The 17411-nt window shown below is 69.5% G+C and carries 18 protein-coding genes; 8 read left to right on the plus strand and 10 right to left on the minus strand.

All coding sequences use genetic code 11. The annotated features are described in order from the left end of the window. Positions 1–190 precede the first annotated feature (190 nt). Together EV648_RS21385 and EV648_RS21390 are read left to right on the plus strand one after the other, a co-directional pair. Complete coding sequence (locus tag EV648_RS21385) at positions 191–1102, plus strand: class I fructose-bisphosphate aldolase (protein ID WP_132294505.1); 912 nt, start codon at positions 191–193, stop codon at positions 1100–1102. Further along, positions 1099–2121 carry an HAD-IIA family hydrolase gene (locus EV648_RS21390; protein WP_132294508.1) on the plus strand — a complete coding sequence of 341 codons (1023 nt, stop codon included), beginning with the start codon at positions 1099–1101 and terminating at the stop codon, positions 2119–2121. Before EV648_RS21385 ends, EV648_RS21390 begins: the two co-directional genes overlap by 4 nt. Here EV648_RS21390 and EV648_RS21395 read toward each other — a convergent pair. Both EV648_RS21395 and EV648_RS21400 read right to left on the minus strand, forming a co-directional pair. After that, positions 2108–3475 carry an amidase gene (locus tag EV648_RS21395; protein WP_158294039.1) on the minus strand — a complete coding sequence of 456 codons (1368 nt, stop codon included), beginning with the start codon at positions 3473–3475 and terminating at the stop codon, positions 2108–2110. The genes EV648_RS21390 and EV648_RS21395 overlap by 14 nt on opposite strands. Positions 3476–3677: 202 nt before the next feature. Further along, complete coding sequence (locus tag EV648_RS21400) at positions 3678–3911, minus strand: hypothetical protein (protein ID WP_132294514.1); 234 nt, start codon at positions 3909–3911, stop codon at positions 3678–3680. A gap of 487 nt (positions 3912–4398) precedes the next feature. On the opposite strand from EV648_RS21400, the gene EV648_RS21405 reads away from it, so the two are divergent. From EV648_RS21405 to EV648_RS21415, 3 genes are read left to right on the plus strand one after another with little or no spacing between them, the layout of a single operon-like run. Next, positions 4399–4746 (plus strand): YciI family protein, encoded by a 348-nt coding sequence (locus EV648_RS21405; protein ID WP_132294517.1) that lies wholly within the window; start codon positions 4399–4401, stop codon positions 4744–4746. After that, positions 4739–5896, plus strand: coding sequence for an RNA polymerase sigma factor (locus tag EV648_RS21410; RefSeq protein ID WP_241995440.1), 1158 nt, complete (start codon positions 4739–4741; stop codon positions 5894–5896). The genes EV648_RS21405 and EV648_RS21410 overlap by 8 nt, the downstream gene beginning before the upstream one ends. Positions 5897–5938: 42 nt before the next feature. Next, positions 5939–6388, plus strand: a complete 450-nt coding sequence (locus EV648_RS21415) for an ester cyclase (protein ID WP_132294520.1) — start codon at positions 5939–5941, stop codon at positions 6386–6388. A gap of 24 nt (positions 6389–6412) precedes the next feature. Here EV648_RS21415 and EV648_RS21420 read toward each other — a convergent pair whose 3' ends face one another. The 3 genes from EV648_RS21420 to EV648_RS21425 all read right to left on the minus strand — a co-directional run bounded on the left by EV648_RS21420 (position 6413) and on the right by EV648_RS21425 (position 11122). Then, positions 6413–7996 (minus strand): FAD-dependent monooxygenase, encoded by a 1584-nt coding sequence (locus EV648_RS21420; RefSeq protein ID WP_158294040.1) that lies wholly within the window; start codon positions 7994–7996, stop codon positions 6413–6415. Continuing rightward, entirely contained in the window at positions 7993–8208 is a 216-nt protein-coding gene (locus EV648_RS42670) for a hypothetical protein (protein ID WP_158294041.1), read from the minus strand. Before EV648_RS42670 ends, EV648_RS21420 begins: the two co-directional genes overlap by 4 nt. A 91-nt stretch (positions 8209–8299) precedes the next feature. Continuing rightward, positions 8300–11122 (minus strand): AAA family ATPase, encoded by a 2823-nt coding sequence (locus EV648_RS21425; RefSeq protein ID WP_132294526.1) that lies wholly within the window; start codon positions 11120–11122, stop codon positions 8300–8302. A 139-nt stretch (positions 11123–11261) separates the two neighbouring features. Here EV648_RS21425 and EV648_RS21430 point away from each other — a divergent pair, with 139 nt between their 5' ends. Next, a complete protein-coding gene (locus EV648_RS21430; protein WP_132294529.1) occupies positions 11262–11741 on the plus strand; it encodes a hypothetical protein in 480 nt (159 codons plus the stop codon). Positions 11742–11817: 76 nt separating this feature from the next. Here EV648_RS21430 and EV648_RS21435 read toward each other — a convergent pair whose 3' ends face one another. Continuing rightward, the gene (locus EV648_RS21435; RefSeq protein ID WP_199234742.1) at positions 11818–12252 is read right to left on the minus strand and encodes a nitroreductase family deazaflavin-dependent oxidoreductase; all 435 of its coding nucleotides are present in this window, start codon (positions 12250–12252) and stop codon (positions 11818–11820) included. A 137-nt stretch (positions 12253–12389) separates the two neighbouring features. Here EV648_RS21435 and EV648_RS21440 point away from each other — a divergent pair, with 137 nt between their 5' ends. Further along, positions 12390–12986, plus strand: a complete 597-nt coding sequence (locus EV648_RS21440; protein ID WP_132294535.1) for a TetR/AcrR family transcriptional regulator — start codon at positions 12390–12392, stop codon at positions 12984–12986. Here EV648_RS21440 and EV648_RS21445 read toward each other — a convergent pair. The 4 genes from EV648_RS21445 to EV648_RS21455 form a co-directional block, all read right to left on the minus strand. Then, positions 12949–13239: a hypothetical protein gene (locus tag EV648_RS21445; RefSeq protein WP_132294538.1), complete on the minus strand. Its 291-nt coding sequence runs from the start codon at positions 13237–13239 to the stop codon at positions 12949–12951. The two genes, EV648_RS21440 and EV648_RS21445, sit on opposite strands and share 38 nt — an antisense overlap. Further along, the gene (locus EV648_RS21450) at positions 13236–13856 is read right to left on the minus strand and encodes a DUF2306 domain-containing protein (protein ID WP_241995442.1); all 621 of its coding nucleotides are present in this window, start codon (positions 13854–13856) and stop codon (positions 13236–13238) included. Before EV648_RS21450 ends, EV648_RS21445 begins: the two co-directional genes overlap by 4 nt. A gap of 83 nt (positions 13857–13939) precedes the next feature. Beyond that, positions 13940–14062: a hypothetical protein gene (locus EV648_RS44775; protein ID WP_255512857.1), complete on the minus strand. Its 123-nt coding sequence runs from the start codon at positions 14060–14062 to the stop codon at positions 13940–13942. A 246-nt stretch (positions 14063–14308) separates the two neighbouring features. After that, on the minus strand, positions 14309–14689 hold the full coding sequence (locus tag EV648_RS21455) for a GNAT family N-acetyltransferase (protein ID WP_132294544.1): 381 nt from the start codon (positions 14687–14689) through the stop codon (positions 14309–14311). Positions 14690–14826: 137 nt separating this feature from the next. Here EV648_RS21455 and EV648_RS21460 point away from each other — a divergent pair, with 137 nt between their 5' ends. Then, positions 14827–17409 carry a tetratricopeptide repeat protein gene (locus EV648_RS21460; protein WP_158294042.1) on the plus strand — a complete coding sequence of 861 codons (2583 nt, stop codon included), beginning with the start codon at positions 14827–14829 and terminating at the stop codon, positions 17407–17409. The last annotated feature ends 2 nt before the right edge of the window (positions 17410–17411 follow it).

Raw genomic sequence — 17411 nt, forward strand, 5'->3', positions numbered from 1 at the left:
GCACACCTCGCGCCGGAGCTGCGGGCATCCACCCCAGGGGTGACCGCAGGGGTGGTCGCAGGGTTCGCTCGGGACAGGTGGTCAACGGGCAAAGGTCACCCGCGACCTCAGCCGCAGGGGTGAGGGGCCCAGCGGCGTTGACTCGTAGCGTCGAACGGGACACCGCCACCCTTCGTTGCAAGGAGTCCTGATGCGCACGATCGAGGAGACCGCGGCGGCGATCCTGGCACCGCCCAAGGGGATGCTGGTCGCCGACGAGTACGCCGAGGCGCTCGTCCCGAGCACGGCAGAGCTGGCGCTGCGCGAAACAGCGCTGACAGACCACATCTCTGCCCTGCTCCTGACAGCGGAGACGTTCGCGGCGACACTGCCGCTGCGCCGGCAGCTGTCCGAGTCGCCGGCCGCGCCGCCACTGGTCGGAGTACGGATGGCGCCGACCGGGACCGGCGTCCGAGACCGGCTTGTCGAGGCGGCGCGGGACGGCGCCTCGTTCGTGGAATGGCGCGCCCACCTCTCTCCCCTGGACGTGCCCCACGGCGCCACCCACATCGAGGCCGACAAGCTCGCTTCCGCTGCGGCAGCAACCCAGGCGGCGGGTCTCCTGCCGGTCCTGACGATCGCCATGCCGGATCTCGGCTCGTCCAGCATCACCGTGAACCAGGCCACGACCACCAACGCCCTGCTGGCCCTGCGCGACCAGCTCCAGCGGACCGGCGTCGATGCCCGACAGCTTCTGATCCGGGTCAACATGGTTGTCGCCGGGCTGTCGCACCCGTCCCCCGCCGCTCCGGACCAGGTGGCCCGACAGACCCTGCAGCTGCTGGAGTGGGCCCTGCCGAGCGGTACGCCCGGCGTACTCCTGCTGTCCGGCGGGCAGTCGCTCGACCAAGCCTGCGCGAACCTCGGTGCGGTCAGCGCGCTCGCCGCAGAGCAGGGCGTGCCGTGGCGGGTGACCTTCGGGTTCTCGCGGGCTCTGGTGGCCGCGGCGAGCGGTGCTCCTGGCGATGACGATGCCGCCGCGCGTCAGTTGCTCGTGCAGAGTGCTCGCCGGGCGAGCGAGTCGACGACGGCTGCTCGCGTCCCCGAGAAGGCGGGTTCGTGAGCGCAGCCCGCAGGCCGTTGGTGGCGAACTACCGCGGAGTGATCTGCGACCTGGATGGTGTCGTATACCGGGGGTCGAAGGAGGTGCCCGGCGCGATCGCGGACCTCAACACCGTGGTCGCCGGCATGCCGGTGGCGTTCGCGACGAACAACGCGTCCAGGCCGCCGGCCGCGGTCGCCCACCATCTCCGGCGGTTGGGACTGGAACCTGCCGCCTGGTCCGTCGTCACGAGCGCGCAGGCCGCGGCGGCATACCTGGCAGGCCGGCTGTCGCCGGGCACCCCGGTGCTCGCGGTCGGTGGTCCGGGCGTCGCCGAGGGGCTGACCGAGGCTGGTCTGACTCCGCTCGGCGTAGCGGAGCTTTCCGGTACGACGGCTGTCGAAGCCGTGGTTCAGGGGGCCGGTCAGGAGGTGAGCTGGCGCGAGCTCGCGGAAGTGGGCTATCTCGTTCAGGCAGGTGCGATCTGGGTTGCGACCAACCTGGATGCGACTATCCCGACCTCGCGGGGACAGGCTCCCGGCAACGGAGCTCTCGTCGGGGCGGTGCGGACGACGACCCCGGCCGTCCCCCACGTCACCGGCAAGCCGGAAGCGGCGTTGTTCGACTTCGCGCGTTCCCGGCTCGGCACCGAGCGGGACGCGACCATCGTGGTGGGCGACCGGCTCGAGACCGACATCGCCGGTGCGCGCTCGGCGGGACTCGACTCGATGTTCGTGCTGGGCGGGTCCAGCACCCTGCAGGATCTCGCCTTCGCCGAAAAGAACTCCCGGCCGACGTACTTCGCGTTCGGTCTCAGCGGTCTACTCCAGCCGGGGCTGTGCCGCCTCGAGCAGACCGACGGGATCGTGGACCTCACGCCGACTGGTGCGCTCGCAGTACTCGAGGCAGTCGAACCAGTACGACTCCTGCAAGCCGTGATCACGCTCGCTTGGGACGCCCTCGACCGCGGCAGGGCACTGCTCGACGACGAGGCGATGTGGACGGATCTCGAGTGCCGCATGGGCGTTATCCGTCCCTGAGGGCACCCTCGACGGCGCGACCCAGCCCGAGGAGCGGACCGTCGGTTCCTGGCCGGCCGAGCAGCTCCAGTCCGACCGGCAGCCCGGCGTCCGTCGTACCGGCGGGCAGGGTCAGCGCCGGTAGATCGGCCTGCGACGCGATCAACGTGTTGACAGGAAGGAGCCGGCTGGGGAGCGACTCGCGGTTGCGGTCTCGAAGGGGTGCCGGCACCCGCACGGTCGGGTAGACAAGGGCGTCCAGGCGGAGACTCCTCATCTCGCGCACGACTGCGTCCTGCAGCCGGCGTCGGTTCGCCAGTCGCTCGGCACGCAGCTGGACGCTGGACTGGCTGCGCGTCGCGAGCAGCTCGGCCAGGTCGAGCGATTCGGGGAACACCTCGGCGTAGTACAGGTCGAGGAAGGAGCTGCTGCCGAGCTCGGGGCGTGAGGCGAGGAACGCGTCGATGTCGTCTCGTGCGGTGGTGAGGTACAGGGAGCTGTCGCGCATCAGCGCAGGCAGGTCCGGCACCACCACGTCATCGAGGATGCGGGCACCCTCACCGGCCAGCCGTGCGAGCGCCGCGTCGACCACGGCGGCGACCTCGTCGGCGCCATCCCATACCACCGGCTCGGCGGGCAAGGCGAGAACACCGAGCCGGTAGCTACCGAGCGGGCGGCGAGCCCCGTCTACCGGCCGTTGGTGACCAGCGAGAACCTGCAGCAGCACAGCGGCGTCGTCGACACAGCCGGCCAGCGGACCCGGGGTGTCCTGCGCCGTCACGAGCGACGACATGCCATCCGGGGACACCAGCCCCGTGGTCGGGCGTAGGCCGACGACCCCGTTGAAGGAGGCCGGCACCCGGACCGAGCCGCCGGTGTCTGACCCGAGGCCCGCAGGAGCGAGCCCGGACGCCACCGCCACTGCCGACCCCGCACTGGAACCACCGGGCTCGTGCGCGGCCGATCGGCTGTTGACTGTGTTGCTCCCGTTCGACGAGTCGGAGAGCCAGGACATCGCTAGATCCGGAGTACTGGTCTTGCCCAGCACGATCGCGCCGGCCGCTCGGAGCCGCCGTACGGCGACCGCGTCCTGCCTGGGCACGTAGCCCTGGAACGCCGCGCAGCCGAAGGTCGTCGGGATGCCCTCGGTCTCGAAGACGTCTTTGATCAGGACCGGGATTCCGTGCAGCGGGCCGCGCTGCCGCCCGGTGCGTTCAAGCTGCTCATCCGCAGCCTCCGCCTGCGCCCTCGCCTGCGGGTTCAGCGCGAGGACGGCACCCAGCCCGTCGCGTCCCGAGTCTAGCTCTGCGATTCGGCGAAGGCACTCGTCAACGAGAGAAAGCGACGTCCGCTCCTGTGAAACCAGAACACGCACCAGCGCTGCCAGGGTCGGCCTCGCAGCGCCCGGGGCTGTCATGTCTGGATGCCACACCTTCACGTACGAGCTCCCGCGCGACCTAGTCAGAAGGGCAGGGTCCGCCGGCCGGACGGGGTCCGTGTGTCCGGCAGTTGCGGTACCGAGGGTCGCTGGGGCTTGGGACGAACGATCCGGATCTGCTTCACGACCGCCACCCCCCTCAGCACGCCTCGGCCAGCGAGCCGGCCCCGGACTCGAGTCGATTCGCATCGGCCCGCAGCAACTGAGCCGCGGTCCAGTGCACGTTCACCGAAGGCGGGCACGCCTGCCAGTACGGCACCCGGCAAGCCTCGTCGGCCGCAGCCTGCTCCGCGCGACCGGCGAGAAGGTAGAGCTCCCGACAGACCGCCGCGACAAGTTCCTGGTTCCTGTGTTCTTCCGTCATGTTCTTCATCACGATCTCCCTGGGAATACGGTTCAGTCCCGAACCAGTCCATGAGTAGATCGTGAGCCGCCGTGTTGCACGGCCGTTGCAGCAGCTTGCAACCAGGCCCGCCTGGCTCGACCTCGGGCGCAGCCGGGATGCGCGGCAGCGGCGTGAACGAGAAGCCGAGCCGCTCGTAGTGTCCGATCGCCGTGTCGAGATCGCGAGTGATGGGTCCGACGTGATGCAGGATATTGGCGTCACTGGCCATCGTGGTGCCGCTTGACTGCGAGCTGATGTGACAGGTGAACGCTCGTTCACCTGTTTCAAGCTGACGAAGAGGTTGTGATGGGTCAAGGAGTGTTGCGTACTACGAGACGTTCGCGCTGGCGCGCACCGCGAGAGCGTCGCCGCGTTCCGGACCCGGCAGCGAAGGAACAAGTCGTGAGCCGGTCGTGTCCCCCGCACCGCTTCTCGTTCGTCTTTCAGGTGAGAGCCCACTGCCCTGGAGGTTGTGATGCAGTACGCCCTGCTCATCTACGCCGAGCCCGGCTACCAGGAGGCGCTGCCCCAAGCCGAACGTGAGGCGGCGTACGCGGAGTACTTCGCGTTGGCCGATGACCCCCGCTGCGTCGAGAGCGCACGGCTACAGCCGGTCGAGACGGCCACCAACGTGCGCGTGGCCGGTGGCCGGACGCTGGTGACTGACGGCCCGTTCGCGGACACCAAGGAAGTGCTCGGCGGCTTCTGCCTGATCGAGGCGGCAAACCTGGACGAGGCGATCGAACTGGCCGCACGCATCCCGGCCGCCCGGCTCGGCGGCGTTGTCGAGGTCAGGCCGGTACTGCGGCGAGACCGTGCTTGAGGAGGTCTTCCGGGACGAGTGGGGCCGGGTGCTGGCCTCGCTGATCGGGTTCCTCGGGGATTTCGACAAGGCCGAGGAAGCCGTGCAGGACGCGTTCGCGACCGCAGCGGAGCGCTGGCCTGTGGCGGGCGTGCCTGCCAACCCGGGTGCGTGGCTGGTGACGACGGCCCGCAACCGGGCGATCGACCGGATCCGGCGGGAGCGCACCCTGGCCGAGAAGATCCACCTGCTGCCGGTGCCGGAGAACGTCATGGACGAGTTGGACGACACGGTGATCAAGGATGAACGGCTCGAGCTGATCTTCACCTGCTGCCACCCGGCGCTGCCGCTGGAAGGGCAGGTAGCGCTCACGCTGCGGGCGCTGGGCGGCCTGGAGACCGCCGATATCGCTCGGGCGTTCCTGGTCTCCGAGGAGACGATGAAGCGCCGCCTGACCCGCGCCAAGTCCAAGATCAAGGCGACCGGGATCCCGTTCGCGGTGCCCGGCGCGCACCTGCTTCCAGACCGCGTCGATGCGGTGCTGGCCGTCATCTACCTGATCTACAACGAGGGCTACAGCGGCCGGCTCGACCTCGGTGGCGAAGCCATCCGGCTGGGGCGACTGCTCGTCGCGCTGATGCCGGACGAGCCGGAGGCGCACGGGCTGCTCGCGCTGATGATGATCCACCACGCCCGGCGGCAGGCCCGGTTCTCCGGCGAGGACCTCGTCCTGCTCGACGATCAGGACCGTTCGCTGTGGGACCTGCGCCAGATCGCGGCGGGACGGGCGGTGCTCGACCGGGCGATGGAGCTTGGCGGGCGTGGCGCCTACGTCGCCCAGGCCGCGATCGCGTCGCTGCAGGCTCGGGAGCGGATCGACTGGCCGCAGGTCGCCGAGCTGTACCGGCGGCTGGTCGAACTCACCGGCTCCCCGGTGATCGAACTCAACCGCGCCGTGGCGCTGGCCCAGGCCGGCGACCCCGCCGCGGCGCTGCGCACGGTCGATGGACTCGACCTGGACGGCTACCTCTATTTCCACTCGACCCGCGGCGAGCTGTTGCGGCGTCTCGGCCGTGACGAGGAGGCCCGGGCGGCGTACCGCCGGGCGCTCGATCTGGCCACCTCGGCCCCCGAGCGGCGGTTCCTGACCCGGCGGCTCGAACAGGTCTGACGCGGGCTGTCCCCCGGGCGGGTGCTCGTTCGTCGCCTGGGTATGAACGACACCCTTTCGTCAACTGGCCAGGAAACAAGCAACAAAGCGGCGTTCAGGCGCGTCCTCGACGCCAGCAACACCCACGATGAGGAACTCATCTCGACGACTGTCGACGAGGTCTTCCAGCCCGATGTGCGGATGAGCACCCCGTTACCGATTCTGGAGACCGGGGCGCGAGCGATCAAGGAGGTGTACGCGAGGCTCCACCGAGCGTTCCCCGACCTCCACATCGCCGTCGAGGATCTGATCGAAGAGGGCGACAGGGTGGTCGCCCGGCACACGGTCACCGGGACCCACCAGGGTGAATACATGGGCTTACCACCCACCGGCAGATCCGTTACCTACAACGAGATCTTCATCCTCCGCTTCGCCGACGGCCGGATCGCCGAGACCTGGGGAGTCGTCGACGTCCTCTCACAGCTGAAACAGCTCGGCGCGATTCAGACCTAGCAAAGCCCTATCCGACAGCCCGGGTCACGCGGCTGACCTGGGCTGCCGGAGGTTCGGTACGCCGAGGGAGGTGGTGATTGCTGAGTAGAGGGTGGTCAGCGGATCTGTGGCGGCGGTTCGGGAGCGCCAGGCGACGTGGCCGTCGGGGCGGACGAGGACGGCGCCGTCCTGATCGATGCCGTAGAGGTTGTGGAAGGTGCCGGTCGGGTCCTGGAAGTCGGTGCCACAGCGCAGCACGACCAGCGGGCAGTCGGCGATTGCTCCTTCCCACGGGTCACCAGCAGCGCCGAGCAGCAAGGTTAGATGTTCGCCGAAGAGGTCCTGGGTCGACACCGCGCATCCCTCTACGCAGACCTGCAGATGAGGGGCACGGTCGCCGGGGCGAGCCGACTGACGGAACTCGCCCGAGTCCTGTCCACCACCATCGGGGATGACCTCCGAGCAGTACCTGACGCCGAGGTCGTCGGTGAGGCCGTCGGCGTTGGACCGGCCGGTGTCACCCATCGATCTCAGCGTGTTCCGTACGCCGACCGGTCGCCGCTCGGCCTCGTAGCTGTCCAGCAGCGCCTCGCCAGCCCAGCCCCGCAGTACCCAGGCCAGTTTCCAGCCGAGGTTGTGGCCGTCCAGGAAGGCGGTGTTCATGCCCATCCCTCCGACCGGGGTCATCCGATGGGCGGCGTCCCCGACCAGGAAGATCCGGCCCTCACGACTGCGTTCGGCCACCTGCGCCGCGAACTCGAACGCCTGCACAGCAACAACACTGAGGTCCAGCTCCGGCAACCCGGTCGCTGCCCGGATCAGTTCGGTGCAACGCTCGATCGTGTAGTCCGTCAACTGCTCACCGAGCTCCGGATGCCACTCCCGCCCGTACACCCAGCGATTGCCAGCGCTGGTCGGCAGCAGAACACCCGCGGCCTCCGGCGTCTCGATCCGGTACAACCCGCACGGCCGCTCCCCCACCGTGTCCCGAAGGTCGGCGCGGAACAGCGCACTGACGAGGTTGGCGAGATTGTCCGGCCCCTCCATCCGCACCCCGAGGCCCGCCCGGATCGTGCTGCGGGCACCGTCGGCGCCCACGACGTACGCAGCTCGCACCACTCGAACAGCCCCGGTACTGCGGTCGCGCAGCGACACCGTCACCCCAGTGGCGTCCTGATCAAAGGAGACCACCTCAGTCTCGAAGACCAGTTCGCCGCCGAGACCAAGGAGGTGCTCCGCGAGGACAGGTTCGAGGTGGTCCTGCGGGCAAAGGCACGGCGTCGTGGGGCTGATCGACCGCAGTTCGCCGGCCGACGGGACTCCCATCGACACCAGCGTGTGACGGGGGTCCGCCAACGTGGCCGACACCGACATCATCGGCTGGACGTCCATCCCGCCGGCCCGGACGTCCTCGTCCAGACCCCAGGTTCGAAGGCACTCCATCGTCCGGGTGCTGACGAGCGTCGCCCGCGGGAAGATCGACGTACCGGGATGCCGTTCGACCACGAGCGGCGAGCTCCCGTGGCGGGCCAGACTGATCGCGGTGGCGAGACCCGCAGGCCCCGCGCCCACGACGAGTACGTCGATCTGCTCGACTCTGCTCGTCGTGGACTTCCGGTTCGCGCTCACGGCCGGCGTACCGGGTAGTCGCGGAACTCGGGCAGGGACGGCAGCGAGTACTGCGCTGCCGAGGCGAAGGCGATCGCCCGCAGAGCCGCCATCAGCCGCGGGCGCCAGCGTGATTCCTTGCCCGCACTGAAGTGGCATCGGTCCGCATCGCGACGGTGGTCGGCGATGCGGCCCTGGGCGATCGCACCCATGTAGTCGTAGCCGATGATCATTTCGGGAGTCCTTCCGGTCCGGACCTCGTCTGGACACGAGGTCAACAGCTCCGAGACTCCGCCTGCGGCACCGCCCGCGGATCCGTGCTCCCTACGGACTTAAGGCATCGCGATCAACCCGTGCCGCGTACGCGACGAGTTGGGCCCGGCTGGTGGTCCCCGTCTTGGCCAGCAGGTTCGTGACATGGGTTTCCACCGTGCGCGGCGACAGGAAGAGCCGCTCGGCGACCTGCTGGTTCGTCAGCCGATCGGCGACCAGGCCGAGGACGTCCATCTCGCGGCTCGTCACCCCGATCGCGCGCAGCGCCGGCGGTACTGCGGCGCTCCCGCGGCCCCGGCGTACGGTCACACCGGCTCGGCGCAGCAGCGTCCGGCAGGTCCGCGCGAGCTGGTCGTCGCCATCGGCTTCGAAAGCGGTGAGGTCCGCTCGCAGCAGGGAGACGGGGTCGCCCCACTCGTCGGCGATCATTGCCTCGGCGGTAAGCAACAGCAACAGCCTGCGCCACCAGTGCTGGCTCGGCAGGATCTCGGTTCCGGCAGCCAGCAGGGCGATCGCTTCAGCCGAGCGGCCCGCTCGGCCGGCGGCAACCGCGTCGGCGAAGTCCAGTGCGGCTCGATTGATCGCCCGCATCACCGGCGGCGCGTGCCGCAACGTCTCGCGAGCCTCGGCTCCCCGGTCGTCGAGCACGGTCCGGACCAAAGCCCACAGGCCCCAATGGCCGATCGGCGCCGACGAACCACGCGCCGCCAGCGCGCCGATGCCGAGGTCGAGCAACTCTCCGGCCCGCGGCAGATCGTGGCCGACGAGCGGCACCATCGCCTCGATGCAAGGCCGCCCGGCGGTCACCTCGAACGGTGCGTCGGGCCGCCGCGCGGCAGCATCGAGAGCCGCCGCCATCGCCGCCAGATCACCCCGCGCTCCGGCTCCGGACGCCACCATCATCTCGGTCATCGCCTGTACCCGGTACAGCCGGATGCCCGCGGCCAGCTCCGCAGTACGCCGACCCGCCGACTCGCCCGCCGCAGGACCGTCGACGACCAGAGCGCAATCGGTGAGCAACTGGTCGATGTCGCACACCCGGCCGAGCATCCCGCAGTCGAGCGCCAGCCGGCGGGCTTCCATCAGGGTGGCGGACGATTCCGAGTCGAGCAGCTCGATCGTGCCGAGCGCGAGCAGCGCACTGATCCTGGCGGGTGTCAGTCCGTGGTCGGCGGCGACCTGCGCGGCCCGCCGGAACGCGGCGGCCGCAGCTTCCGGATCGGTCTCCCGAGCGCAGCGCCCGAGGACCTCCAGCGCCGCGCAACACTGCTCCGGCATGTCGTCGCGTTCCGCCTGCTCCACTGCCCGGTGGGCGAGTTCTGCCGCCTGGCTCACCTGACCGTTGCCAAAGGCAACGTCAGCGGCGATCGCTGGAGTACGGGCATCCGCCGGTCGGCCGGCTCGCTCCAGGTACCCGCTTGCGCGATCCCAGCGACCGGCCGCCAGCGCGGCCTGCGCCAGCTGAAAGCACAGCTCGGCATGCCGGTCGCCCGACATCTTCCCGAGGGCCGCGTCACCTGTTGCGAACGCGGCATCCATCCGCCCCGACAACGTCTGGACCCGGACCCGCTCGGCAGCAAGATCAGACCCGCTCGGCGCAAGCCGTACTGCGTACTCGAGCTGCTCGTCCGCGGTACCGAGGGCACCGACCGCGATCGCCTGCCGGGCAAGGTCGGTCAGTAATTGCGCCGCGCGTGGCCCGTCACCTGCGACGACGAAGAGCTCTACCGCTGCGGCGATGTCGTCTTGAGCAGCGCTGGTCCCGCTGAGGTGTGCCTCGGCCGCGCGGCGGGCCAGCACGCTGTGCTCACCGGGTCCGAGCATGGTGAGGACGGCGTCACGGATCAGCCCGTGACGCCAACTGAGCCGCCCAGGAGACCCGGCCGGTACCAGCAGGTGATTGTCGGCGGCGGCACGAAGCCCGCCGAGAACGGCGTCCTCGTCGAGGGTGGACACCAATGGAAGCAACGCCCAGTCGACCTCACGGCCGAGCACCGCGGCCGCGTGAACGACCTTGCGTTGATCCTCCGTCAAAGCCGCCAGGCGGCGGGCCACGAGTGCCGCCAGTCCGGCCGGAACAGCTAGTTGCTGTACGTCGCTGGTCGGGGCTCCCGACTCCACCAGCCCCGCCAGAAGCTCTTCCACCACGAGCGGCACGCCTTCGGAACGCGCCACGATCAGGTCCTCGAACTCCGGCGGCAGCTGCGCCTCCTGCTGCCAGCGGCTGGTCAGGAGCGCGACGATGTCCTCCCGGTCGAACCGCTCCAGGGCGATGGTGAGCACGTCCTCGTTCGCGACGAGCCGGTCCCGAGCCCACCGCTCGTCGGACCGTGCTGCGCCCAGGACCAGGATTCGCGACGTACCGACCGCACCGGCGAGGAACTCGAGCAACGCGAGACTGTCGGCATCTGCCCAGTGCAGGTCATCCAGGATGACAACACATCCGGTGTCACCGCCTACCCTGCGCAGGAGCCTCAACAGACCCTCACCAAGGACAACCACGGAGTCGACGGCCGGATCGGCGACCGGGTCCGATCCGGACCAGCCGGGGATCAGGCGAGACAGCGCGGACCGGAAGGGCCTCAGGTCCGGCGACTCGGTGACCGTTGCGTCACGCAACTGTCCGAGCAGAGCATCCACCAGCGGACGATAGGCCCCGCCCTGCGGGACCGCGCGTCCCGACAGCACCGTCAGGCCTGCTTCTGCGGCAGAGCGGGCGGCTTCACGAAGCAGTCGCGACTTGCCGATGCCCGCCTCGCCGGTGACCACGACGACCCCGCCCGTGTCGGAGCCCACCCCGTCGACCGCGCGCCGCAGTACGGCCGCTTCCTTGTCGCGACCGATCAGTGCGGACAGGCCCGGTGCCGCAGTCACGAGTCTCAGTAGACCCCAGAGCCCTGCCGCTGAACAGGGAGTTGCCGTGGGCTAACTCCGTAGCTGCCACGGATGTCCGGGCGGCGGGTATCGCCGCACTCTCGTTGCAACACCACTACTCGTACAAGGAGAAGTTCCAATGCGCAGCATCCACACCGCCGCGGCCGTCGTCACAGCCTGCCTCGCCGGCGCCCTCGGCGGATCGGTCGCCTACGGGTCCGGCGGCGAAGTACTCAACCTCACCGCCCATACCGAGCAGTTCGCCGTCATCGACGTCGGCACCCCCGGACCCGCCCTCGGGCTCGGGGACCAGATCGTCAGCTCCGACAAGGTCTTCCGCAACGGCAAGCCCGTCGGCACCGACGGGGTCACCTGCACCGTGGTGAAGGCGACCCCGCAGGCGATGACCTGCAACTGGCAGATGACGATCGCCCTCCCGGAGGGACAACTCACCCTCCAGGCCATCGCCGACGGCCCCACCGGACCACCGACCGAGCCGCTCAAGACCACGTTCGCCGTCACCGGCGGCACCGGCCGCTACCGCAACGCCCACGGCACCGCCGACATCACCGACAACCCAGGAGGCACCGAGCAGATCACCGCCCACCTGACCAACTGACCCACGTGGGGCCGGTACTGCGGGACGCCGGCGGGCGACGGCGGTACAGCTGGCGTGAGCCCCAGCGCACTCCAGGTCAAGCCAGAGCTGGCCGGAGTTCGAGGACCGGATGTTCGCTCGCCTCGGCGACGAATGCCTCGACCGGGTCATCGATCCCGGCGGCGAAGCAGTGTCGTGTCCGCGTAGCGACCGTGGCGTAGCGCTTGAGGACCGGCCCGGCTTCGGTCGGTGTCGCTTCGCGCACGGTGTAGCTGATCCGCTGGCGCCCGTAGGACAGGACTACAGCGCCGCCGGCGAGGGCGTTGTGAACCCAGCCGACCGGTCCGTACGGCGCCACCAGCCACCTCGAGCCGGCGTGGTCGATCGGTACGACGGGCACCGTGTGCGGGCGCCCCGTCGTACGACCGGTCGTGGTCAGCAGCGCGATCGGCCCGACTCCCGCTCGCGCGAAGACGGTGACGAGCGCATTCCCCAGGCGCCACCGCCACCCGCGAAGGGTCCGCGCGGACACGCGACTCGCACGTGGTCCACCGTCACGCCTACCTCGTTGGTCCTCCACGGTCACCATCTCCCAGCCTGTGCGATGACAAGTTACATACCCGCTAGTATTATATACCTGTTGGTATCTAACTGACCGAGGAGCTGACATTGCGACAGGCAGAACGCCGTGCGCAGACGACGAACCGGGTGCTGGACGCCGCGGCGGCCGAGTTCGCCCGGAGTGGCTTCCATGCCGCCACCATCGACGACATCGCCCGAACCGCCGGTTATACGAAAGGCGCGGTGTACGCCAACTTCGCCGGCAAGGACGCGCTCATCCTCGCTTTGATCGACCGCCACCTCGAGGACCAGCTCGCCCAGCTGGACCTGCTGCTCGAGAACGCCTCGACTGCCGACCTGCGCACCAGCCTGCGTGACGCAGCGATCGAGCAGAACGCCGCGGGCGGCTCCTTCGGACTGCTGATGCTGGAGTTCTGGCTGTACGCCGCCCGCGATGCGGCAGCGAAGGCCGCCCTCGCCGAGCGTTACCAGCGGATGCGGGACAGGCTGGCCGCTGCGATCTCCGAGCGTGACGCGGCACGTGGGGACGAGCTGCCGCTGACGGCGGACGAGGTGGCTGCCCTCGTGCTGGCGCTTGATGCCGGTCTGTTCCTGCAGCAACTCCTCGACCCCCACGCCGTCACACCCGAGCTTCGCGCGAACGCCCTCACCGCGGTGATGGATCTGCCGCGTCCGAAGGGCTGAGCCCGGCCGGCCGGCCGCCGTACCGGTCGGGTGGGTCGATCGCCTCGACGGAGATCAGGACGGCGCCGAGGTCGCGCAGCTTGGTGAGCAGGCCGTGGAGTTTCGCCTGGTCGATCCCGGCGCCGCGCAGCGTGGTGGTGCCGTCGGCCCCGTGGGTGAGGGTCAGACCGTCCAGCCAGACCGACCAGTGGTCGTCGAGGTGTCCGTCGATCCGGAACTCGTAGTACTCGGGTGCGTGCGGCCGCGGGCTCATGGGGACCCCACCAACGCTGCTCTGGTGCGTGCTCGGCGAGCCGCCGGTCGGCGGATGACCCACCCGGCGACGGCGAGATTGATGACCCAGGCTGACCCCAGCATGAGGTCGGTGCGGATCGCGCCGGCACCGAGGACGGCCTCTCCGATGCCCTGGGTGAACACCTGGGTGCCGGCGCCCAGGGCCAACGCGTACGCACGGATCATCCAGGCACGGTGGCGGGCGATCTCACGGTTCCGGATGGCGGCGAAGCCGAGGATGATGCTGGCGCCGAGCCCTGAAGCGGCCAGCAACCGGAACAGGTACAGGAGATCACCGGTGTTCTCCTGGCGGGGGTAGAACAGCGTCAGCCACAGGGCCGAGAGCGCGACCACCAGGCCGAGCACCACCAGCACGCGCCCGGCGCGACGGTGCCAACGCGGCCGGCGGCGACGGATCCCGGCCGAGAACTGGAACGCGCCGAGGACGGCGAAGCCGATCGCGGACACGACGTGCAGGACGATGGGCACAGGCGAGGCCTCGGAGCGAGGATCCGCCGGGAGCAGCATCTCCGGGCCGCCCGCGAGTACGACGAGCCGGGAGATGCCTGCGAGAACGGGAATCAGGCTGAGCCCCACCAGCGCGACAGGAACCCACCGCCCCGATCGGGTCCCCTTCACAGCGGCCGGACGGTTTCGGTCGACTGGCCGGGGTCGCGGGGTCATTCCGCACCGGCCGGGTCGAGCTGGGCGTCGCGCACAGTGGGCACGGAGATCAACTGCAGGCCGGCGACAACCGCCGACAGGCCGGCTGCCCGGGTGAGCTTGGTGGTGGTGACGGTCATGACCGCTTCCCTCGTTCCGAGTTGCCGAGGCGGATACCGCGGCTTCAAGGCGAACCTAGGAAGCGATGTGGTGACCGGGCATCACATCGTCGATGTGATTGAGGTGGTGATTCAGCCCGGTCGGACAGCCGGTGACCTGGAGGAGGCCGCAGGCGCGGGCGCGGCCATCACGGCGCAGAGATCGCCCTCCTACGCGACCTCTACCTCCGCCTGGGCCAATAGCGCCGATGGTTGCCTTGGGCAACTTCAGGACGCCGTACGGCGATCCCATTCCGCCTTGGTGACAGAGAACTGGCGGTAGAAGCTGGTCGTGCCCAGAAAGGCCTCTTCAGTGCCTTTCCCGGTCTCGGTCATGGCGAGCGAGGTGAGGATGCGGACTGACGCGTGGTTCGCATCCATGGCTTCGGCTCGGAGCTCATCGAGGCCAAGGTGGTTGAAGCCGTGCTCGAGGCCGGGTTTCGGGTCGGTGATCAAACTGCGCCAGTGCGCCTCGTGGGCGGGCAGGGGTTTGTCGACGGTCCAGCCGGCGTGTTCGCAGAAGCGGCGGTCCAGGCCCCAGAAGGCGTAGATCTCCACGTCTGGCAAGGCGAGTGGGCGGAGGAACACCGGCGTCGACGGAGTGTTCATGCGGCGAGACTATGCGTGACCGCCGTACTGCGACGTCCTACCGCCGGGCAAATTGGCGAGCAGTAGGGGCGCGTGGTCTGGGAGACTTTCGGCATGTGGGGCGGCGGATGAGGGACTTGCCGGCGGGGAGGGTCTCGATGTTGTTCTCGGACATCGAGGGGTCCACGCTGCTGCTGACTCGGCTCGGGCCGACTTATGTCGACGTGCTCGACAGTCATCGCCGGATCCTGCGGGGCGTCTGGGCGGCGACCGGCGGTACTGAGGTCGGTACGGAGGGAGACAGCTTTTTCGTCGTCTTCCCGACGGCTACTGATGCGCTGGAGGCAGCCGCGGAGGGTCAGCGGCGGCTGGAGGACCATCACTGGCCGGGTGGCGAGCGGCTGCGTGTGCGGATGGGGATCCATACCGGCTCCCCCGGCGTGCACGATGGCGACTACTGGGGGATGGACGTGCACCGGGCCGCGCGGATCTCCTCGGCCGCGAACGGCGGTCAGGTGGTGATCTCCGCCGCGACCGGAGACCTCGCCGAGCTCCCGGACGGCGTCTCCCTGCGTGACCTCGGCACCCACCACCTGAAGGACATCCACGAACCCGAGCATCTCTACCAACTGACGGTCGCGGGCCTGCAAGAGGAATTCCCACCACTCCGCACCCTCGGAACGCCGACGAGCCTGCCCGCCACGGCGACTCCGCTGCTCGGCAGAGAGCCCGACCTGGCGCGGTTGACGGAAATGCTCTGTACTCCGGACAACCGCCTGGTGACACTCACTGGACCAGGCGGCTCCGGCAAGACCCGCCTCGCCATCTCGGCGGCCGCTCAGCTGAAGACCAGCTTTCCCGACGGCGTGTACTTCGTACCCCTCGCGGCGGAGGTCAGCGAGGAGGTGATGTGGACGTCGATCGCCGAGGTGCTCGACCTCGGGGCGAGGGAGCGCACCCCGGCAGGCCTCCTGAACCACCTGGCACGCCACGCGCTGCTGCTCGTCCTCGACAACCTGGAGCAGCTCGAGGGCGCCGCCAAGGTCGTCGCCCAGATCCTCGAAGCGGCACCTCGGGTCGCTGTCATCGCGACGTCGCGACGACCGCTCGGACTCATCGCCGAACGGCAGCACCCGGTGACACCGCTGACGTTGCCGGATGACCTCACGCTGGCCGCGGCCCAGAGCTCCGGAGCCGTGCAGCTCTTCGTGCAACGCGCCCAGGCCGTGCAACCCAGGTTCACTCTCACCACCGACAACGTCGACGACGTGGTGGCCATCTGCCGCCGCCTGGACGGGCTCCCCCTCGCCATCGAGCTTTGCGCCACCCGGGTCCGGCTGCTCAGCCCCAAGGCACTGCTGGACCGCATCGACCAGTCCCTCGACATCGTCTCACCCAGCAGCGTGACACCCGAGCGACAGCGGACGCTCCGCGACACCATCGCCTGGTCCTACCACCTGCTCACCCCGGTACGGCGTCGCGTCTTCCGGCAACTGGCCGTCTTCTCGGGTGGCGCCGACCTCGATGCGGTCGCCACGGTCGCCTGCACGCCTCAGGAGGACCCGCTCGACATCGTCGCGGAACTCATCGACGCCAGCCTGGTCACGATGTCGGAGGGCCCGGACGGAGGTCCGCGGATCGCGCTGCTGGAGACGATCAGCCAGTACGCCGACGACGAACTGCGGGCGGTCGGCGAGGCGGAGGCAGCGCGCGGCGCGCACGCGGCGTACTACGCGGCCGTGGCCGAGAAGCTCCTGGCGATGCGGGAGGAGTCCACACACGTGACCGCGCTCGAGCTTGCCGAGACCGAGCTCGACAACTTCCGTGCCGCACTCGGCTGGGCCGTTCCGCCGAACGACAACGCCACCGGCGACCTCGCGACCGGTCTTCGTCTCTGCGCGGCCCTTGGCTGGGTCTGGGTGTTGGGTGGCTACTTCGCCGAGGGTCGCCGCTGGCATGAACTGGTGGTCGCGCGGGCGGGCGCGGAACCGTCGCCGGACCTGGTGGCGTGCCTGCGCGGGCTGGGGAATCTCCTCGTCATGCAAGGTGAGACCGCCCGTGCCGAGGAGCTGGCGACGAGAAGCCTGAAGCTGGCCGAGGCGCTCGACGACCACGCCGGTATCGCCCTGGCGCTGAGCCTGCTGGGCACGGTTCAACTCCAGCTCGGCGCTCTCGAGACCGCCCGCGACAGCCTCGGGGAGGCTCTGGACCGGCTCCGCCTGCTCGACGACAAGAGGCAGCTGGCCAGGGTCCTCGGCAACCTCGGCGGCGTGGAGGAGGAGCTGGGCCGGCTCGATCGCGCGGAGACGATGATGATGGAGGCGCGGGAACTCTTCGAAGACCTCGGCGACGTCCACGAGGCCGCGGTCCAGGGGCAGAATCTGGCCTACCTGCTCGTGGTCGCGGGCCGCGTCGACGAGGCGAGCAAGCTGGCCCGCGGCCTGGTCGACACCGTTGTGACGCTGGGCAGCCCGAGTCTCCTGATGGCTTTCGCCAACACCGCGATGAACATCCTGATCCGTCAGGGTGAGCCGGCCCGCGCAGCTCGGCTGTTCGGCGCGGAAGAGGCGATGAGGGACCGTCTGGAGATGCCGAACCCCTACCTCGACGAGGAACTCGAGGAAGCCCTCGAGCTGATCAGCGGCGTGATGTCTCGTGAGGACTGGGAGCGCCACCGCCAAGAGGGCCGACAGGCCCGGGTCGAGGAGCTGATCGCCCAGTTCCCGCCGGCCGCCTCTTGAAG

This window comes from Kribbella sp. VKM Ac-2568 (assembly GCF_004345365.1).
GTDB lineage: Bacteria > Actinomycetota > Actinomycetes > Propionibacteriales > Kribbellaceae > Kribbella > Kribbella orskensis.